General features: G+C 71.5%; 17 protein-coding genes. 13 read left to right on the top strand and 4 right to left on the bottom strand.

Annotated features, from left to right (window positions below; all coding sequences use genetic code 11):
• Window positions 1-146 precede the first annotated feature (146 nt).
• Both sucC and sucD read left to right on the top strand, forming a co-directional pair.
• Entirely contained in the window at window positions 147-1,328 is a 1,182-nt protein-coding gene (gene sucC, locus RMT89_RS24670; RefSeq protein ID WP_315885970.1) for an ADP-forming succinate--CoA ligase subunit beta, read from the top strand.
• Between the two features lie 27 nt (window positions 1,329-1,355).
• Window positions 1,356-2,240: a succinate--CoA ligase subunit alpha gene (sucD, locus tag RMT89_RS24665; protein ID WP_315885969.1), complete on the top strand. Its 885-nt coding sequence runs from the start codon at window positions 1,356-1,358 to the stop codon at window positions 2,238-2,240.
• 76 nt (window positions 2,241-2,316) lie between these two features.
• Here sucD and RMT89_RS24660 read toward each other — a convergent pair whose 3' ends face one another.
• Window positions 2,317-3,450, bottom strand: a complete 1,134-nt coding sequence (locus RMT89_RS24660) for a helix-turn-helix domain-containing protein (protein ID WP_315885968.1) — start codon at window positions 3,448-3,450, stop codon at window positions 2,317-2,319.
• A 96-nt stretch (window positions 3,451-3,546) separates the two neighbouring features.
• Here RMT89_RS24660 and RMT89_RS24655 point away from each other — a divergent pair, with 96 nt between their 5' ends.
• The gene (locus tag RMT89_RS24655) at window positions 3,547-5,160 is read left to right on the top strand and encodes a DUF6350 family protein (RefSeq protein ID WP_315885967.1); all 1,614 of its coding nucleotides are present in this window, start codon (window positions 3,547-3,549) and stop codon (window positions 5,158-5,160) included.
• A 131-nt stretch (window positions 5,161-5,291) separates the two neighbouring features.
• On the opposite strand, the gene RMT89_RS24650 is transcribed toward RMT89_RS24655, so the two are convergent.
• Window positions 5,292-6,062: a hypothetical protein gene (locus RMT89_RS24650; protein WP_315885966.1), complete on the bottom strand. Its 771-nt coding sequence runs from the start codon at window positions 6,060-6,062 to the stop codon at window positions 5,292-5,294.
• A gap of 296 nt (window positions 6,063-6,358) precedes the next feature.
• Here RMT89_RS24650 and purN point away from each other — a divergent pair, with 296 nt between their 5' ends.
• Genes purN through RMT89_RS24630 form a run of 4 tightly spaced genes read left to right on the top strand, consistent with a single transcriptional unit; the run spans window position 6,359 to window position 9,226 of the window.
• Window positions 6,359-6,976: a phosphoribosylglycinamide formyltransferase gene (purN, locus tag RMT89_RS24645; protein ID WP_315885965.1), complete on the top strand. Its 618-nt coding sequence runs from the start codon at window positions 6,359-6,361 to the stop codon at window positions 6,974-6,976.
• Complete coding sequence (gene purH / locus RMT89_RS24640) at window positions 6,973-8,535, top strand: bifunctional phosphoribosylaminoimidazolecarboxamide formyltransferase/IMP cyclohydrolase (RefSeq protein WP_315885964.1); 1,563 nt, start codon at window positions 6,973-6,975, stop codon at window positions 8,533-8,535. Before purN ends, purH begins: the two co-directional genes overlap by 4 nt.
• Before the next feature lie 56 nt (window positions 8,536-8,591).
• Window positions 8,592-8,933, top strand: coding sequence for a hypothetical protein (locus tag RMT89_RS24635; RefSeq protein WP_315885963.1), 342 nt, complete (start codon window positions 8,592-8,594; stop codon window positions 8,931-8,933).
• A 2-nt stretch (window positions 8,934-8,935) separates the two neighbouring features.
• Window positions 8,936-9,226: a hypothetical protein gene (locus RMT89_RS24630; RefSeq protein WP_315885962.1), complete on the top strand. Its 291-nt coding sequence runs from the start codon at window positions 8,936-8,938 to the stop codon at window positions 9,224-9,226.
• 48 nt (window positions 9,227-9,274) lie between these two features.
• Here the strand turns inward: RMT89_RS24630 and RMT89_RS24625 are convergent, their stop codons facing one another.
• Entirely contained in the window at window positions 9,275-9,922 is a 648-nt protein-coding gene (locus tag RMT89_RS24625) for a hypothetical protein (RefSeq protein ID WP_315885961.1), read from the bottom strand.
• Window positions 9,923-10,174: 252 nt separating this feature from the next.
• Between RMT89_RS24625 and RMT89_RS24620 the strand changes: the two genes are divergently transcribed.
• From RMT89_RS24620 to RMT89_RS24600, 5 genes are all read left to right on the top strand, one after another.
• Window positions 10,175-11,029 (top strand): bifunctional methylenetetrahydrofolate dehydrogenase/methenyltetrahydrofolate cyclohydrolase, encoded by an 855-nt coding sequence (locus RMT89_RS24620; protein WP_315885960.1) that lies wholly within the window; start codon window positions 10,175-10,177, stop codon window positions 11,027-11,029.
• The gene (locus tag RMT89_RS24615) at window positions 11,019-11,486 is read left to right on the top strand and encodes a DUF3017 domain-containing protein (RefSeq protein ID WP_315885959.1); all 468 of its coding nucleotides are present in this window, start codon (window positions 11,019-11,021) and stop codon (window positions 11,484-11,486) included. Before RMT89_RS24620 ends, RMT89_RS24615 begins: the two co-directional genes overlap by 11 nt.
• A 383-nt stretch (window positions 11,487-11,869) precedes the next feature.
• Window positions 11,870-12,331 carry a helix-turn-helix transcriptional regulator gene (locus tag RMT89_RS24610; RefSeq protein ID WP_315885958.1) on the top strand — a complete coding sequence of 154 codons (462 nt, stop codon included), beginning with the start codon at window positions 11,870-11,872 and terminating at the stop codon, window positions 12,329-12,331.
• 395 nt (window positions 12,332-12,726) lie between these two features.
• On the top strand, window positions 12,727-13,899 hold the full coding sequence (locus RMT89_RS24605; RefSeq protein WP_315885957.1) for a helix-turn-helix domain-containing protein: 1,173 nt from the start codon (window positions 12,727-12,729) through the stop codon (window positions 13,897-13,899).
• Window positions 13,900-14,248: 349 nt separating this feature from the next.
• Window positions 14,249-15,238 carry a malate dehydrogenase gene (locus tag RMT89_RS24600; protein ID WP_315885956.1) on the top strand — a complete coding sequence of 330 codons (990 nt, stop codon included), beginning with the start codon at window positions 14,249-14,251 and terminating at the stop codon, window positions 15,236-15,238.
• Window positions 15,239-15,612: 374 nt separating this feature from the next.
• Here RMT89_RS24600 and RMT89_RS24595 read toward each other — a convergent pair whose 3' ends face one another.
• Window positions 15,613-16,503, bottom strand: a complete 891-nt coding sequence (locus RMT89_RS24595) for a bifunctional helix-turn-helix transcriptional regulator/GNAT family N-acetyltransferase (RefSeq protein WP_315885955.1) — start codon at window positions 16,501-16,503, stop codon at window positions 15,613-15,615.
• Window positions 16,504-16,714: 211 nt separating this feature from the next.
• Between RMT89_RS24595 and RMT89_RS24590 the strand changes: the two genes are divergently transcribed.
• Window positions 16,715-18,208 carry an aldehyde dehydrogenase family protein gene (locus RMT89_RS24590; protein WP_315885954.1) on the top strand — a complete coding sequence of 498 codons (1,494 nt, stop codon included), beginning with the start codon at window positions 16,715-16,717 and terminating at the stop codon, window positions 18,206-18,208.
• The last annotated feature ends 4 nt before the right edge of the window (window positions 18,209-18,212 follow it).

Here is an 18,212-nt window from a genome sequence, read left to right as displayed (position 1 = left end):
GTCGAGCGGCGATAACCTGCGAGACGGACATGCCGCGCGCTCGGACACCGTGTGCGCCTCCCTTGTGACAGCGGACGTCACGTTGCCCTTCGCGGCACGCCCACGCATCCAACGAACCGCGAGATCACTGATAGGGACGGAAGCGCGTGGACCTGTTCGAGTACCAGGCGAGGGACCTCTTCGCCAAGCACGATGTACCGGTGCTGGCCGGTGAAGTCATCGACACGCCTGAGGCGGCCCGCGCAGCCACTGAGCGCCTCGGTGGCAAGTCCGTCGTCAAGGCCCAGGTGAAGGTCGGCGGCCGTGGCAAGGCCGGTGGCGTGAAGCTCGCCGCCACCGCGGACGAGGCCGTCGCCCGCGCGACGGACATCCTCGGCATGGACATCAAGGGCCACACGGTCCACAAGGTGATGATCGCCGAGACGGCTCCGGAGATCCTGGAGGAGTACTACGTCTCCTTCCTGCTGGACCGTGCCAACCGCACCTTCCTCTCCATCGCCTCCGTCGAGGGCGGCATGGAGATCGAGGAGGTGGCGGCCACCCGTCCGGAGGCCGTCGCCAAGACGCCGATCGACGCGATCGACGGTGTGACCGAGGAGAAGGCCCGCGAGATCGTCGAGGCCGCGAAGTTCCCGGCCGAGGTCGCCGACAAGGTCGTGAACGTCCTCGTCAAGCTGTGGGACACCTTCATCAAGGAGGACGCCCTCCTGGTCGAGGTGAACCCGCTGGCGAAGGTCGCCTCCGGCGAGGTCATCGCCCTGGACGGCAAGGTGTCGCTCGACGACAACGCCGAGTTCCGTCACCCCGACTTCGAGGAGCTCCACGACAAGGCCGCGGCCAACCCGCTCGAGGCCGCCGCCAAGGAGAAGAACCTCAACTACGTCAAGCTCGACGGCGAGGTCGGCATCATCGGCAACGGCGCGGGTCTCGTCATGAGCACCCTGGACGTCGTCGCGTACGCCGGTGAGGCGCACGGCAACGTCAAGCCGGCCAACTTCCTGGACATCGGCGGTGGCGCTTCCGCCCAGGTCATGGCCAACGGTCTGGAGATCATCCTCGGCGACCCGGACGTCAAGTCCGTCTTCGTCAACGTCTTCGGTGGCATCACCGCCTGCGACGAGGTCGCCAACGGCATCGTGCAGGCCCTGAAGCTCCTCGAGGACCGCGGCGAGAACGTCACCAAGCCGCTCGTCGTCCGCCTCGACGGCAACAACGCCGAGCTCGGCCGGCAGATCCTCACCGACGCCAACCACCCGCTGGTCCAGCGCGTCGACACCATGGACGGCGCGGCCGACAAGGCCGCCGAGCTGGCCCACGCCGCCAAGTAAGCACTCAGGACGAGGACAGAACACACCATGGCTATCTGGCTCAACAAGGACAGCAAGGTCATCGTCCAGGGCATGACCGGCGCCACGGGCATGAAGCACACCAAGCTCATGCTGGGTGACGGCACCACGGTCGTGGGCGGCGTGAACCCGCGCAAGGCGGGCACCTCCGTCGACTTCGACGGCACCGAGGTACCGGTCTTCGGCACCGTCAAGGAGGCCATCGAGGCCACCGGCGCCAACGTCTCCGTCATCTTCGTGCCGGAGAAGTTCACCAAGGACGCGGTCGTCGAGGCCATCGACGCCGAGATCCCGCTGGCCGTCGTGATCACCGAGGGCATCGCCGTGCACGACTCGGCGTCGTTCTGGGCGTACGCCGGCAAGAAGGGCAACAAGACCCGGATCATCGGCCCGAACTGCCCCGGCATCATCACCCCGGGTCAGTCGAACGTCGGCATCATCCCGGGCGACATCACCAAGCCCGGCCGTATCGGCCTGGTCTCGAAGTCCGGCACGCTGACGTACCAGATGATGTACGAGCTCCGTGACATCGGCTTCTCGACCGCCGTCGGCATCGGTGGCGACCCGATCATCGGCACCACCCACATCGACGCGCTCGCCGCGTTCGAGGCCGACCCCGACACCGACCTGATCGTCATGATCGGCGAGATCGGTGGCGACGCCGAGGAGCGGGCCGCGGACTTCATCGCGAAGAACGTGACCAAGCCGGTCGTCGGTTACGTCGCGGGCTTCACCGCGCCCGAGGGCAAGACCATGGGCCACGCCGGCGCCATCGTCTCCGGCTCCTCCGGTACGGCCCAGGCGAAGAAGGAGGCCCTTGAGGCCGCCGGCGTCAAGGTCGGCAAGACGCCGACCGAGACGGCGAAGCTGGCGCGCGAGATCCTCAGCGCCTGAGCTTCCTGATAGCGCCTGAGCTTCCTGATCGACGCTCGATGGGCCCGTTCCCCGGTGGGGGGCGGGCCCATCGGCGTCATCCGGGCAGCGGTACGAGCCTCTCCGGGCCGCTCACCGTCTCCTGCCGCAGCTTCGCCCGCAGTTCCTGCTCCGCCTCCGACAGCGGCCCCGGGGCCACCTTCGGGGGCACGCCCTGGATCGTCGTGCCCGGTGCGATGGGGGGCTCGTACTGCCTCGGAGCCGTGCGTACCGTCAGGGCCGTCGTGCCGATGAGGGCGACCGTGAAGGCGATGGCGGCGCGGGTCCAGAAGCTGGCCCGGCGTTCACTGACGGTGCGTACCGTCGGGGGTTTGGCGGCGCGCAGGCGTTCCGCCGACGCCACCTCGGCCAGGCGGCGCTGGAGTTCGGCCGGGTCGGCCAGCTCCGGGAGCCGCGCTGCCACGGTCTCGCGCGCGTGCAGCAGCCGGTTCGCCGCGGCGGGCGTGCTCGCCTCCGTCTCGGCCGCCGTGTCCGGAAGGTCGAGCCCCACACCGTCGTAGAGCACCAGCGTGCGGCGGTGCGGCGGCGGCAGGGTGAGGAGTACGTCCATCAGCGCGCGGTCGGAGGGGTTGGCGGGCGGTGGTTCGGGGTGCCGGTAACGGGGCCGGAAGCGGTGCCAGGGGGAGAGCGCGTACTCGTACGCCGAAGCCCGCACCCAGCCCGCCGGGTCCCGGTCGACGGCCACCTCCGGCCAGCGCTGCCAGGCGAGTTGGAAGGCCCGCTCCACCGACTCCCGCGCCAGCTCCCGCCGCCCGGTGAGCAGATAGGCCTGCCGTACGAGGGAGGGCGCGCAGAACGCGTAGAGCGCGTCGAAGGCCTGAGTGGGCGTCAGGGAAGCCTGCGCGGCGGCCGACGCGGGGCCCGGGCTCAGCTCCGGCGGATCCGTTCGTACGGGGGCCTCGGCGGCGTCGGTGTCCTGCTGACGTGCGGTCATCTCGGCCTCGGCCGGGGCCTCTTGGCTGGCCGGCGGCTTGGTCAGCTCGCTCAGCAGTCGCGCGTACGCCTCCCGTTTCCGGCCGCGCGGAGTCGTACGGCCGGTCTCCCACGCGCGCACGGTCTCACGGGTCACGCCCACCCGCGCCGCGACCTGAGCCTGCGTCAACGACTGGGACTCGCGCAGGCGTCGGCGTTCCTTGGGCGGGGGCAGCGGGGTTGCAGGGCTCTGCGTCACAGGACGCCCCTTCGTACGAAAAAGTACATAAACGTATATTGAGCGACACAGCGGGGGTTCGCCTGTTACGACGGGAAAGCGCGTGTCGTTGGGAGCATGGCGGGCGTGATCCAGATGACCGTTCGCCGTTCGCCGTTGTCGTCCCTGCTCACCCGGTTGCGCGACCGATCGCCCGGACTGGCTGCCAGCCTCCTGGGTGGTGCGGTGGCCGCGGGTCTCGGACTGGGGTCGCTGGCCGTGCTGGTGATGGTGCTGTGGATCAGTTCGCCGTATCCCGACAGCGGGCCCGGGGGTGCGCTGCATGTGGCGGCGGCGCTGTGGCTGCTGGCGCACGGGGCCGAACTGGTCCGCACCGACACGCTGTCCGGAGTGCCCGCGCCGGTGGGTGTCACGCCGTTGTTGCTGCTCGCGCTGCCGGTGTGGCTGGTGCACCGGGCCGCGCGGGACGCGGTGGAGGGGGACGAGGAGGAGGCCGCCGGCGCGGTCTCGGGCCGTACGGCGTGGGCGGGCGTTGTCGTCGGCTATCTCGCCGTGGGGGCGGCCGTGGCGGTGTATGCGGCGGGTGGGGTGCTGCGGCCGGACTGGGTGTGGACGGGGGTGTGGGTGCCGTTGGTCGTGGCGGGCGCGGCCGGGGCGGGGGTGTGGACGGCGTACGGGCGGCCCCGGGACGCGGTGGACGAGGTGCTGATCCTGATGCCGGCGGGGGCGCGGCGGCTGTGCGTCGGGGCTCAGGCGCGGGCCCGGCTGGACGCGGCGGCGCGGGCCGCGGGGGCGGGGGTGGCGGTGCTGCTCGGGGGTGGGGCGCTGTTGCTGGCCGCGTCGCTGGTCTGGCACGGCGGTGCGGCGCGGGCGTCGTTCCTGCAGCTCACGGAGGGACTGTCGGGGCAGTTCGCGGTGCTGCTGCTGTGTCTGGTGCTGATGCCGAACGCGGCGGTGTGGGGGGCGGCGTACGCCCTCGGGCCCGGGTTCTCGCTGGGCGCGGGGCATGTCGTGGGGCCGCTGTCCTCTTCTCCCGCCTCGCTGTTGCCGCCGTTTCCCTTGCTCGCGGCGGTACCGGACGCCGGGGCGGGGACGCCGGTGAACTGGGCGGCGGGGGTGGTGCCGGTGGTGGCCGGGGTGACGGTGGGGTGGTTTGTTGGGCGGGCGGGGAGTGCGGAGGGGGACGGTGACGGGGCGGTGTGGTCGCGGGGGCGGACCGCGGGGGTTGCCTCGGCGGCGGGGGTGCTGTGTGCGGGGGGCGCGGCGGGGCTGGCCGCGATGGCCGGTGGGGCGCTGGGGGTGGGGGCGCTTGCCGGGTTCGGGCCGATGTGGTGGCAGGTGGGGGCGGCGGCGTTGGCCTGGGGTGTGGGGGTGGGGGTGCCTGTGGCGGTGGGGGTGCGGGGGTGGCGGTGCCGGGGGGTTGAGCGGGAGGCGCGGGTCGGGAAGCGGCGGGCGGGGGCTGCCGGGGAGGAGGGGCGGCGGCGCTGGGCCTTGCGGCGGAAGGAGTCCGAGGGGACACCGGGGGAGGGCGTCGAGGAGGCCGTGTACCGGGAGGACGCCGGGAGCTTGGAGCCGTACGACTTTCTGCCCGTGGAGCCGGAGCCGGGGGGTTCCTGGCCCGGGGATTCCTGGCCCGGGGATTCCTGGCCGGGGGATGACTCGGCGCGGGAGGCTCGCTGGGCGGCGCTGCGGGAGGCGCCGGGGCGGGGGGATGGCCCGGAGCCCCTGTGATTTCGCCCCGCCTGATTTCGCCCCCGCCGCCCCTACCCGTCCCCCCCCCAGAGGGGGGTCCCCGGTGGGGACCCCCACCGGGGACCCCCACCGGGGGCTGCCGCCCCCGGACCCCCGTAGTAAGGGCCGGCTCAGCTGTTGACGCCCAGTATCCCGCGCAACTCCTCCGGCAGCAGGTCGTTGCACGCCTGCTTCGCCTCATTGGTGAGGGCGTCATTCGTGCACGTGTAGTAGTCGCTGTACACCAGCTTCGCCGTGAACCCCGCTGCCACCAGAGCGATCGCCAGGGATGCCGTGACCAGGCCGCTCACCGCTGCTGTCGTCTGCGGGCGGCCCGTGTCCGGAGGGGGCGGGGTGTCGGGGTCGGGGGTGCGGGGCTTGGCCCGGAGGGCGGTGATGCCCCAGTACAGGGCGAGGGCGCCGAGCAGCAGGGCGACGTAGGGCCAGCTGAACAGGGCGAAGAAGAAGGCCCACATACCGCAGAGCAGGGCGTAGCGCGCGCGGCGCTGGGCCGGGTCCGTCGGGTCCCAGCGCATGTTCGAACCGGCGGGGCCGCCGTCGCCGCTCTGGCCCTCGGGGCCGGCGCCGGGGCGCTCACCGAAGCCGCCGGACGAACGGCCGGGCTGGCGGTCGCTCCACTGGCTGCCCCAGGGCGAACTCTGGCCGCCGTCGTCTGAGTCGCCGCCCTCCCCCGACGCGGGGCGGCGCGGCTGCCACGGGCGGTCCGGGGTGCCCTCCGGCGGCGGCGCGAACGGGTTGTCGTCCTTGGACGAACCGGTGTTCTCGCGCTCATCGCCGTCCGGCGGCGAGGCGGGCCGCTCGCGCAGCAGCACGCCATGGCGCTCCCCTCCCTGCACCGACTGCGGGGGGAGCGTGAGGAGTCGCAGGCTGCGGTCCGGCATCAAGTGAGCGTCTTCCCCTAGGTGATTACGGCTGAGTATGGCTAGTGGGCCCAGGTCCGTCACCTTGTGAACGCACCGTCCACGAACGGCGTTCCCGACGAGGCCCTCCCAGACGCTACCTTCCGGCCACGCCCCCGTCCCGTGGGGGCTGCCCGGTGTGCCGGTATCGTTGCTGACGGTCGGCCGCTTCGTAGGCTTCCCCGTATCCGGGGGCGCGAAGCATTCGTACGAACGTACAAGCGGCGAGCGTGCTCCCGGCCACCGTACCGACGCACCCCCCGAGAAAGGCCCCCGCTGTGGCTGCCAAGCGCCTTGTCGTGCTGGTCTCCGGATCCGGCACCAACCTCCAGGCGCTGCTCGACGCCATCGCCGCCACCGGCACCGAGGCCTACGGCGCCGAGATCGTGGCCGTGGGCGCCGACCGCGACGGCATCGAGGGGCTGGCCCGCGCCGAGCGCGCCGGGATCGCGACCTTCGTACGAAAGGTCAAGGACTACGACACCCGGGAGGAGTGGGACGCGGCGCTCGCGGAAGCCGTCGCCTCCCACGAGCCCGACCTCGTCGTCTCCGCGGGGTTCATGAAGATCGTCGGCAAGGAATTCCTCGCGCGCTTCGGCGGCCGGTTCGTCAACACGCACCCCGCCCTGCTGCCCAGTTTTCCCGGCGCCCACGGCGTCCGTGACGCGCTCGCGTACGGCGCCAAGGTCACCGGCTGCACCGTCCACTTCGTCGACGACGGGGTCGACACCGGACCGATCATCGCCCAGGGCGTGGTGGAGATCCGGGACGAGGACGACGAGAGCGCTCTGCACGAGCGCATCAAGGAAGTCGAGCGCAGGCTGCTCGTCGACGTCGTGGGGCGGCTCGCCCGCAACGGCTATCGCATTGAGGGACGAAAGGTAGTTATCCAGTGACCGCCGAGAGCAACAAGCGGCCGATTCGCCGGGCGCTCGTCAGCGTCTACGACAAGACCGGTCTGGAAGACCTCGCGCGCGGCCTGCACGAGGCGGGCGTCGAGCTCGTCTCCACGGGCTCCACAGCCGCGAAGATCGCCGCGGCCGGTGTCCCGGTCACCAAGGTCGAGGAGCTCACCGGCTTCCCGGAGTGCCTGGACGGCCGCGTCAAGACGCTGCACCCGCGCGTGCACGCGGGCATCCTCGCCGACCTGCGCCTGGAGGACCACCAGCGGCAGCTTGCCGAGCTGGGCGTCGAGCCGTTCGACCTCGTCGTCGTCAACCTCTACCCCTTCCGCGAGACCGTCGCCTCGGGCGCGTCCCCCGACGAGTGCGTCGAGCAGATCGACATCGGCGGCCCCTCGATGGTCCGCGCCGCCGCCAAGAACCACCCCTCGGTGGCCGTGGTCACCAGCCCCTCGCGCTACGCCGACGTCCTGGCGGCCGTGCGCGACGGCGGCTTCGACCTCACCACGCGCAAGCGGCTGGCGGCGGAGGCCTTCCGGCACACGGCGGCGTACGACGTTGCGGTGGCGAGCTGGTTCGCGTCCGAGTACGCGCCCGTCGACGACTCTTCGTTCCCCGACTTCCTGGGCGCCACCTGGGAGCGCAAGAACACCCTCCGCTACGGCGAGAACCCGCACCAGCCGGCCGCGCTGTACACCTCGGAGTCCGGCGGTCTCGCCGAGGCCGAGCAGCTGCACGGCAAGGAGATGTCGTACAACAACTACACGGACACGGACGCCGCCCGCCGTGCCGCGTACGACCACGCCGAGCCGGCCGTCGCGATCATCAAGCACGCCAACCCCTGCGGTATCGCGGTCGGCGCGGATGTCGCCGAGGCTCACCGCAAGGCACACGCGTGTGACCCGCTGTCGGCGTTCGGCGGTGTGATCGCGGTCAACCGTCCGGTGTCGAAGGAGATGGCCGAGCAGGTCGCGGAGATCTTCACCGAGGTCATCGTCGCGCCGGACTACGAGGAGGGGGCCCTCGAAGCCCTCACCAAGAAGAAGAACATCCGCGTCCTGCGCTGCCCCGAGGCCCCCGCCAACCAGGTCGAGGTCAAGGCGATCGACGGCGGCGCGCTCCTCCAGGTCACGGACCGCCTCCAGGCGGACGGCGACGACTCGGCGAACTGGACCCTGGCGACGGGCGAGGCCCTCTCCGTCGAGGAACTCGCCGAACTGTCCTTCGCCTGGAAGGCCTGCCGCGCGGTCAAGTCCAACGCCATCCTCCTGGCCAAGGACGGCGCCTCGGTCGGCGTGGGCATGGGCCAGGTCAACCGCGTGGACTCCGCGAAGCTGGCGGTGGAGCGGGCGGGCACCGAGCGCGCCCAGGGCTCCTACGCCGCCTCCGACGCGTTCTTCCCCTTCCCCGACGGCCTGGAGATCCTCACCGAGGCCGGCGTCAAGGCGGTCGTCCAGCCGGGCGGTTCGGTCCGCGACGAGCAGGTCGTCGAGGCGGCGAAGAAGGCGGGCGTGACGATGTACTTCACGGGGACTCGGCACTTCTTCCACTGATTCGCGATACGGGTGCCCCCGGTTTCGGGGGCACCCGTCTTTCGAAGTACCCGCCCTTGTCATACCTCGGCCACGCCGATGCCCGCCCACGCCGTGCTCGGCCACGCCGATGCCCGCCCACGCCGTGCTCGGCACCCCGACCCCCGAAGGCGCGCACGCCTTCACCGCCCCGCACCGGCGCGCTCACCGCCCGCGCCGACGGCACACCGGGCGGCGCGAGCCTCGCCGCCGGACAGACCCTGGCCCCCGGCGACTCCCTGCTGTCGAAGTCCGCCAAGGTCACCATGGGCGCCGATGGCAACCTGACCATCGCCTCCAACACCGGCAAGACCCTGTGGTCCTCGGGCACCGGCGGCAACGCGGGCGCCACCGCCACCCCGAGCGCCTCCGGCACCTGACCGTGAAGTCGTCCGCCGGCACCACCCTGTGGGAGTCGAAGACCTCGGCGCCGAACGGCACACTGCTCCTCCAGGACCGCGGCAACCTGGTCGTACGGACCGCCTCCGGCGACACGATCCGGTCCAGCAGCACCGTCGTTCGCAACGACCTCCACGGCGACGGTCGTTCCGACTACGCCGTCTGGTACGACAACGCGGACGGCCGAGACGCCGTCCACCGCATCACCACGGGCGCGGACGGTACCTTCCAGACACCCGGCAACGGCTGGATCTCCACCCGCCAGGAACGGTGAGACACGGCCCTCGGACAGGCGCGAACTGTTCAGACGTGAGCGAACGGCTCAGTAACGCGGGCGGCTGAACCACGCCGTGCCGCTGGGCACCACCGGTGCCGCGGTGATGATGCCGCCGAAGGTGATCCACAGCAGTGGTCCGATGATCGTCGAGGCCAGGCCGGAGTCGAGGCCCACGAACAGGCCGAGCAGGCCGACGATGGTTCCCAGTGCGCCGTAGACCACTGCCGTGATCCGGATGCCCTGGCCGCCGCTGCCGAACTTGACCCCGAGGGTGATCGAGAGGGCTGCCAGAGCGGCCGCGATCACGGCGAACACGCCGAAGACCCCGGCGGCGATCTCACTGCCGTCACGTGCCGTGCTGAACCCAAGATCGTCCGCGCCGTCCGACACGTCGCTTGCGAAAGCGGCGAAGTAGAGGAGGGCGAGGGCTCCAAGGATCTGCACAGCCGAGATGATGTACAGGAAGACCCGGGCCGTCACCAGCAGCCCCGGCATCGACTGCGGCACCATATTGCCGCCCGGGTAGCCGGGGTAGCCGGGGTAGCCGGGGTACGCCGGCTGCTGCGGATAGCCGTAGGGCTGCTGCGGCGGGATGCCCGGCGGCGGGGTCTGCTGGGGGTAGCCATAACCGGGAGCGGCTGGCGGCTGCTGGGGCGGGGGCCCGTAGGGATTATTCGGTTCGCCGAAACTCATGGCGGTGTTTCCTCCGTTAAACCGATGTGCGGGGACGACGAGCGGCACAGTCGGAGGAAGGTCTTTCGGTTGCGGTTCGTCCCCCCCGGTACAGCCCGCGGCACTGTGGCGACAATCGTTCTTCAGTGGCCGGTTCGTTGTCCAGCCGGATTCCCTATGTGTTGTGCAAGTGCAACAGAGCTGATCATGGGCGGGACGGCCGCCCGGGACCCGGATTGGAACCGGGACCCCGTCATCCGCGAGGATGGGGCCATGACCGCCCAGATTCTCGATGGCAAGGCCACCGCAGCCGCGATCAAGTCCGATCTGACCGCCCGCGTGGCGGCGCTGAAGGAGAAGGGCGTCACGCCCGGCCTCGGCACGATCCTCGTCGGGGACGACCCCGGCAGCCAGAAGTACGTCGCCGGCAAGCACCGCGACTGCGCCGAGGTCGGCATCGCCTCCATCCAGCGCGAACTGCCCGGCACCGCGACGCAGGAAGAGATCGAGGCGGCCGTACGGGAGCTGAACGAGGACCCGGCCTGCACCGGCTACATCGTCCAACTGCCGCTCCCCAAGGGCATCGACGAGAACCGCATCCTGGAACTGATGGACCCGGACAAGGACGCGGACGGCCTGCACCCGATGAACCTCGGCCGCCTGGTCCTGAACGAGCCGGCCCCCCTGCCCTGCACCCCCAACGGCGTCCTCACCCTGCTGCGCCGCTACGGCGTGGAGATCAAGGGCGCCGAGGTCGTGGTCGTCGGCCGCGGGGTCACCATCGGCCGCCCGATGCCGCTGCTGCTGACCCGGCGCAGCGAGAACGCCACGGTGACCCAGTGCCACACCGGCACCCGTGATCTGTCGGCGCACCTCAAGCGCGCGGACATCATCGTCGCGGCCGCCGGTTCGGCCCATCTGATCCGCCCCGAGGACGTGAAGCCCGGCGCGGCCGTCCTCGACGTCGGTGTCTCGCGCAGTGCCGAGGGCAAGATCGTCGGCGATGTCCACCCGGGCGTGGCCGAGGTGGCCGGCTGGATCTCCCCGAACCCCGGCGGTGTCGGCCCGATGACCCGGGCCCAGCTGCTGGTCAACGTGGTCGAGGCGGCGGAGCGCAGTGTCGGCTGAGGGCAAGGACGAAGAGCTTGAGGTGCGGGACGCGGTCAGCGCGCCCGACGCCGAGGGCACCCCGCGCCGTACGACCCGCCGCTTCCCGCTGTTCACGCGGGACACCGCGCGCCCCGAGGGCGGCGGTCGCGCGGCCCCGGGCGACGCCCCGGCCCCGGCCCGTCAGTGGCCGGTCCTGCTGGTGCTCGTCCTGGTCGGCGCCGGCCTGCTCGTGACCGCCCTGGACGCCTTCCGCATCGGCACCCTGCTGATCGGTGTCGCCCTCCTCGGCGGCGGGGCGCTGCGCTGGCTGCTCCCGGACGTCGGCATGCTCGCGGTCCGCTCCCGCTTCACCGACATCCTCACGTACGGCGTGCTGGGCACCGCGATCGTCCTGCTGGCGCTGATGGTGCAGCCGAACCCCCTGCTGGAGATCCCGTTCCTCAAGGACACGCTGCACTTCACGGTCAGCAACTAGGGCCTGCCCGGCGGACAGGCCGGCTGCAGGAAACGGTGCTGCCCGGCGGAGGAGGGCGGCGGCGCGGCTGGCGGTCCCCCCTCTGGGGAGCGCGTGCCAGACCCCGCGACGCCGGCATCATCCGCCGGACAGGCCCTGGCCCTGCATACGTACAACGGCGGCCCGTCCTCTCCCCCGAGCAAGGACGGGCCGCCGTCGTGCCTTCACCTTCCCGCGCCGGGAAGTTCCTGTTCAACGGCTGTCAGGGCGCTGTGGCACAGCGGTGACCGTTCCGCCATGGTGTCCGCGGCCTGCCACAGCGTGCGGTCCCGCGGAACCGATCACCGCTCGTCGTCGTCACTCGATCGGGGCGGGGAACGTGGGACGCGCCGTGGAGGTGAGCGATGGGCGCCTGGCAGCCGCTGCCGGACGAGCTGCCGCCGGAGGTGCGGCACTTCGTGACGCAGCTGCGGCTCCTGAAGGACCGCACGGGCCTCAGCCTGGTGGCGCTCGGCGCGCGCACGGCGTACAGCAAGTCCTCCTGGCAGCGCTATCTGAACGCCGTCCAGCCCCCGCCGCGACAGGCGGTCGTGGCGCTGTGCCGGGTGGCGGGGGAGTCCGGGGAGGACGCCGAGCGCTTCGCCGTGCGCTGGGAGCTGGCGGTGCAGGCGTGGCCGCGGCCGGCGATGTCGAAGGAGTGCTCGCCCCCGGACGGTTCGGGGGCCGAGGCCTACGAGGACGATCCGACCCTGCCGTGGTGGGACACGCCTGAGGAGAAGCCCTCGCGGCGGCTGCTCTACGTGGCCCTGGGACTGGCGGTGGTGCTGGTGCTGACGGTGTTGACCGGCGCCTTCGCGCTGGGCTGAGACCGCTGTGGACGCAGGGCCGTTGTGCGCACTGCGTGACGGGATATGTGCGTTCTGTGTGTCGATGTGTTGACAAGTTTGCGGATTTGGACGGAAGTCGTTCGACAGTCGGGCTAGCGTGGCCAATCGGGACGGTCCGGGACGTCCCGAACCCTGTCAGCGGTGTCACCGGGGGGTGGAACGGCTGCGGGGGAACGGGCGGTGGAAGACTGGACCGCGGCCCGGTTGGCGTGCGACGGTGCATGCCCACAGCCTCCTGTGCTCCCGTGCGCCCCCACCCCGGGAACTGAGATCCTGACTCTGCGCATCCCTGTGGGTAGCCAGAACGGGGACTCGGCAGAGGGCGACACGCGCGGGGGAAAAGACAGCACTACCGGGGGAAGAGGGGGGAAGCAATGCCTCGTTGGAGGGCCTTGCCGGATGAACTGGATCCGCAGGTCAGGGAGTTCGCGAGCCAGTTGCGCCGGCTCGTGGACCGCAGTGGTCTGAGCATCGCGGCGGTGGCGGACCGGACGGGCTACAGCAAGACGTCCTGGGAGCGGTATCTGAACGGGCGGCTGCTCGCGCCGAAGGGTGCGATCGTCGCGCTGGCCGAGGTCACCGGCACCAATCCGATTCACCTCACGACGATGTGGGAGCTCGCCGAACGCGCGTGGAGCCGTTCGGAGATGCGGCACGACATGACCATGGAGGCGATCCGCATCTCCCAGGCGCGGGCCGCGCTCGGGGAGTTCGGCGCGCCTCCGGCGAACGCCAAGAACGGCAAGACGGCCCGCAAGAGCGGCAGCGCGACGGCGACGCCGGGAGTTGCGGGTCCGGCGGGGGTGGCCCCCACGGTGCCGCCGCGGTCGGCGGACGCCGATGTCGTCCGGGACTCGGTCGAGGAAGCGGCTGCGTCGGGCAGCAACTCGTGGGGAATGGCGGGGTACAGAGGCCCGTCACGGCCGGGGGCCACGGGCGGCGGTACGACACCGTCCGCGAGCCCGGCCCCGACTCCGAAGCCGACGCCCTCGTACGGCGAACCGCCGCAGGGGCCTCGGCCCGGGCCCCGTGGCGGTCCTTCGGGGGAGAGCCGGGGCAAGCGCCGGCTGACGATGTTCCTCGCGGGTGTCGTGGGCGTGCTCGTGGTGGTCGGCGCCGCGTTCTTCCTCATGGACGGTGGAGACCGGGAGACGAACGAGGGCAGTGCGAAGTCCCCGTCGCCGACGGTGACGAAGGACGCGGACCTGCCGCCGGGCGTCGAGTGCAGCGGAGCGTCCTGCACGGGCAAGGACGCGGAGAGCATGGGCTGCAGCGGCGACTTGGTGACGACCGCGAAGACGGCGACGGTCGGCACGACAGTGGTGGAGGTCCGCTACAGCGAGACCTGCGACGCCGCGTGGGGCCGTATCACCCGGGCGGCAGAGGGCGACGAGGTACGCGTGACCGTCGGCAAGACGGAGCAGACCGGCACGATCACGGTCGCCGGCGACACGATCGCGTACACCGCGATGGTCGCGGTGAAGGACGCGGGCGACGCGACGGCGTGCGTGACGCTGGCGGCGGGGCAGGAGGGGTGCACGCAGTAGCGGTGCATTTCGGTGCCGGGTACGCATTTCCTCCGCCCGCCGGGCGTTTGAGGGCGCGGTGAAAGAAATCCGGGCCCGCAGGAATAGTCGCCTCCATCCAGGGCACGCGAACCGTACCCCCACGGGAGTCCGGCAATCCGGTACCCCCACTCGGCGGCCGCCTCGTCCCTCCTCTCCCGGGCCTGGCGGCCGCCCCTTTCGGGGGGCTGTGGGGTGGGCCACACCGACCCGGACGTCCGGGATCCCGGAGGCGCGATAGCCTGACCGCTGGATCTCTCTTGACGCCAAGAGATCGATCAAACATCCGGGGCAGGGACGCCCCACCGCCAGCTGTCATACGGAGAACGCCATGACCCGCACTCCCGTGAACGTCACCGTCACCGGCGCGGCCGGCCAGATCGGTTACGCCCTGCTCTTCCGCATCGCCTCCGGCCAGCTGCTCGGCGCGGACGTGCCGGTCAAGCTGCGCCTCCTGGAGATCACCCCGGCGCTGAAGGCCGCCGAGGGCACGGCCATGGAGCTGGACGACTGCGCGTTCCCGCTTCTGCAGGGCATCGAGATCAGCGACGACCCGAACGTCGCCTTCGACGGCGCCAATGTCGCCCTTCTCGTCGGTGCCCGCCCCCGCACCAAGGGCATGGAGCGCGGCGACCTCCTGGAGGCCAACGGCGGCATCTTCAAGCCGCAGGGCAAGGCCATCAACGACCACGCCGCGGACGACATCAAGGTCCTCGTCGTCGGCAACCCGGCCAACACCAACGCCCTCATCGCCCAGGCCGCCGCCCCGGACGTACCGGCCGAGCGCTTCACCGCGATGACCCGCCTCGACCACAACCGCGCGCTGACCCAGCTCGCGAAGAAGACGGGCTCCACGGTCGCCGACATCAAGCGCCTGACCATCTGGGGCAACCACTCCGCCACCCAGTACCCGGACATCTTCCACGCCACCATCGCCGGCAAGAACGCCGCCGAGGTCGTCAACGACGAGAAGTGGCTGGCCGAGGACTTCATCCCGACCGTCGCCAAGCGCGGCGCCGCCATCATCGAGGCCCGTGGCGCCTCGTCGGCCGCCTCCGCCGCCAACGCCGCCATCGACCACGTCCACACCTGGGTCAACGGCACCGCCGACGGCGACTGGGTCTCCATGGGCATCCCGTCGGACGGCTCCTACGGCGTCCCGGAGGGCCTGATCTCCTCGTTCCCGGTCACCACCAAGGACGGCAGGTACGAGATCGTCCAGGGCCTGGAGATCAACGAGTTCTCCCGCACCCGTATCGACGCCTCCGTCGCGGAGCTCGCGGAGGAGCGCGAGGCGGTCCGCGCCCTCGGCCTCATCTGAGCCTCGGTTCACTCAGCACCCCGCACAGGCCCCGTTCCGGTTTCCGCCGGAACGGGGCCTGTGGCCTGTTCTGCCGCTACCGTCGGAAAAGCGTTGCCCGGTACGGCGATTCGGGGGGCGCGATGAGCGGCTGGGGACACGAACCGAGCGAGGAGCGCGGCCAGGCCCCCTGGTCCGCGGAGACCTCGACCTACGGAGGCTTCCCCTCGGCCCCCGCCTGGTCGTCGACCACCGTTTCGAGTCCGCCGACGGCACGCCGTACGCGATCCGCGCCAGCGGCCCCGAGGACCTGGCCCCGGAGCGCATCCGCGAAGCCCTCACCGCGGCCCTGGCCTCCTTCTGCCCCACGGGGGCGGACTGTCCGTGACCGGACATCAGAGCCGCTTCTCGAACCAGTGGCTGGCATACACGTTGTCGTCGTACCGCGGGATCTCCGTGTACCCGCATGCCCGGTACATCGCCTGCGCCTCCGTGAGCGCGGCATGCGTGTCCAGGCGTACGACGGACAACTCCCGGGCGGTCGCCTCGCGTTCGAGCGCGTCGATAAGGCGGCGGGCGAGTCCCAGGCGGCGGGCCTCCGGGTGCACCCACACATGCCGGATCTCGCCGACGCCCGGCTCCAGCCGCCGCAGCGCCCCGCAGCCCACGGGCAGGCTCTCCTCGTACGCCACGAAGAACGCCCCGGCCTCCCCGGACACCTCCTCGGGCCGTACGAGATCGGCGGGGTCGAAGCCTTCCGGGAAGCGTGCGTCGATGTCGGCGGCGTAGGCGTCGAGGCACGCGCGCGCGTCCGCGGAGGCGCCGTCGACGAGCCGGACGGTGATGGCGGCGAGGCGGAGGAGGCGGCGGGTGGCGGCCATGGCCTCGGTCAGCTCGGTGCGCTGCCCCGGGCTGAGGCCGCCGAGGAGGTCCGCGACGAGGGCGTTGGCCCGGCGCTCCTGCTCCTTCAGCTCGACGCGGCCCGCGGGCGTCAACTCGACCATCCGCAGCCGGCTGTCGTCCGGATGCACCCGGATCCGGACCACGCCCTGCGCCTCCAGCGCCTTGGCCATCCGGCTCAAGTGCCCGGCGTCCAGGCCGAGTCGGGTCCTGAGCTCCCGCAGGGAGACCCCTGACGTGCTGCCGGAGATCTCGAACAGCAACCGGGCCTCGCCGAGGGGGCGGTCCTGGCCGAGGTAGTGGTCGTCGAGAGCGCCGATACGGCGCGTGACATAGCGGTTGAAACGGCGGAACGCCGCCACCTGCTCCGTCGACACGGGTTCCATATTTCTTTGACTTTAGTCAAAGAATCCGGGGAGGTCCAGGGTGCTGCCCGGATTCCTTTTGCCCTATTTGACCGCACTTTCAGTGACGCGGCCCACTTTCGGCCATGGATTGCGCATGCACCGGGGGCGTCAGGGCAGGTGGTCGCGGTCCCCGAAGGTGACACCTATGTGACTCAGGGGCACTGAACAGGAACGGAAGGCAATACCGATCATGGCAAGGCAGCACGGACAACGGACGATCCATGTCGACGGCGAGTGGCGCGAAGCGATCTCCGGCACCACCCGCGACATCATCGACCCAGCGGTCGCCCGGCCCTTCGCCGTGGTCGCGGAGGGCGGCGAGAAGGACACCGACCTGGCCGTCGAGGCCGCCCGGCGCGCATTCCGCGAGGGTGACTGGCCGCGCACCCCGGTCGCCGAACGCGCAGCCCTCCTGCGCCGTGCAGCCGACCTCCTGGTGCGCGACCGCGAGGAACTCGGCCTGCTGGAGAGCCGCGACGCGGGCAAGACTCTGGGAGAGGGCCGCGTCGACATCGACTGCGTCGCCGACGCCTTCCGCTACTTCGCCGACCTCGTCGCCGCCGAGTCCCCGGGCCGGGTCGTGGACGCGGGCTCCTCCGACATCCACAGCGTCGTCGTGCACGAGCCGGTCGGTGTCTGCGCGCTGATCACACCCTGGAACTACCCCCTCCTCCAGGCCAGTTGGAAGATCGCCCCCGCGCTCGCCGCGGGCAACACCTTCGTCGTCAAGCCGAGCGAGATCACCCCGCTGACGACCGTCGCGCTGATCGACCTGCTGGTCGAGGCGGGCCTGCCGTCCGGCGTCGCCAACATCGTCACCGGGCCCGGCCATTCGGTCGGCGCCCGGCTCGCCGAGCACCCCGACGTCGACCTCGTCTCCTTCACCGGCGGACTGGTCAGCGGCGTCAAGGTGGCCCAGGCCGCCGCCGTGTCGGTCAAGAAGGTCGCCCTCGAACTCGGCGGCAAGAACCCCAACGTCGTCTTCGCCGACGCCTGCGCCACCGGCGAGGGCTTCGACACCGCCGTCGACCAGGCCCTCAACGCCGCCTTCATCCACAGCGGCCAGGTCTGCTCGGCAGGCGCCCGGCTCATCGTCGAGGACTCCGTCCGCGAGCGGTTCGTCGCCGAACTCGCCCGTCGCGCCGCGAGGATCCGCCTCGGCCGCGGCACCGACGAGGGCGTCGAGTGCGGCCCCCTGGTCTCCGAACAGCAGCGCGCGAAGGTGGAGGCCTACGTCGCCTCGGCGCTGGAGGAGGGCGCGGTGCTGCGCACGGGCGGCAAGCGCGGCGAGGGGCCCGGCTACTTCTACGAGCCGACCGTCCTCGACGCCTGCCACCGCGAGATGAAGGTCGTACGCGAAGAGGTCTTCGGCCCCGTCCTCACCGTGGAGACCTTCCGCACCGAGGACGAGGCGGTCTCCCTGGCGAACGACACCGAGTACGGCCTCGCGGGCGCCGTCTGGACCGCCGACGCGGGCCGCGCCCGCCGGGTGGCCGGCCGGCTGCGCCACGGCACCGTCTGGATCAACGACTTCCACCCCTACCTCCCGCAGGCGGAGTGGGGCGGCTTCGGCAAGAGCGGCGTGGGCCGCGAGCTGGGCCCCGCCGGCCTCGCCGAGTACCGCGAGAGCAAGCACATCTACCAGAACCTCGCGCCGAAGCCCGTCCGTTGGTTCGCCGGCTGACCCC

The organism is Streptomyces sp. P17, assembly GCF_032436805.1.
Lineage (GTDB): Bacteria > Actinomycetota > Actinomycetes > Streptomycetales > Streptomycetaceae > Streptomyces.
This window is presented reverse-complemented; position numbering and strand designations above follow the sequence as displayed.

Coding starts and splice junctions, on each gene's coding strand:
- sucD (WP_315885969.1), top strand. CDS start 1,356: ATGGCTATCTGGCTCAACAAGGACAGCAAGGTCATCGTCCAGGGCATG.
- RMT89_RS24655 (WP_315885967.1), top strand. CDS start 3,547: ATGGCGGGCGTGATCCAGATGACCGTTCGCCGTTCGCCGTTGTCGTCC.
- RMT89_RS24650 (WP_315885966.1), bottom strand. CDS start 6,062: ATGCCGGACCGCAGCCTGCGACTCCTCACGCTCCCCCCGCAGTCGGTG.
- RMT89_RS24625 (WP_315885961.1), bottom strand. CDS start 9,922: ATGAGTTTCGGCGAACCGAATAATCCCTACGGGCCCCCGCCCCAGCAG.
- RMT89_RS24620 (WP_315885960.1), top strand. CDS start 10,175: ATGACCGCCCAGATTCTCGATGGCAAGGCCACCGCAGCCGCGATCAAG.
- RMT89_RS24610 (WP_315885958.1), top strand. CDS start 11,870: ATGGGCGCCTGGCAGCCGCTGCCGGACGAGCTGCCGCCGGAGGTGCGG.
- RMT89_RS24605 (WP_315885957.1), top strand. CDS start 12,727: ATGCCTCGTTGGAGGGCCTTGCCGGATGAACTGGATCCGCAGGTCAGG.
- RMT89_RS24600 (WP_315885956.1), top strand. CDS start 14,249: ATGACCCGCACTCCCGTGAACGTCACCGTCACCGGCGCGGCCGGCCAG.
- RMT89_RS24595 (WP_315885955.1), bottom strand. CDS start 16,503: ATGGAACCCGTGTCGACGGAGCAGGTGGCGGCGTTCCGCCGTTTCAAC.
- RMT89_RS24590 (WP_315885954.1), top strand. CDS start 16,715: ATGGCAAGGCAGCACGGACAACGGACGATCCATGTCGACGGCGAGTGG.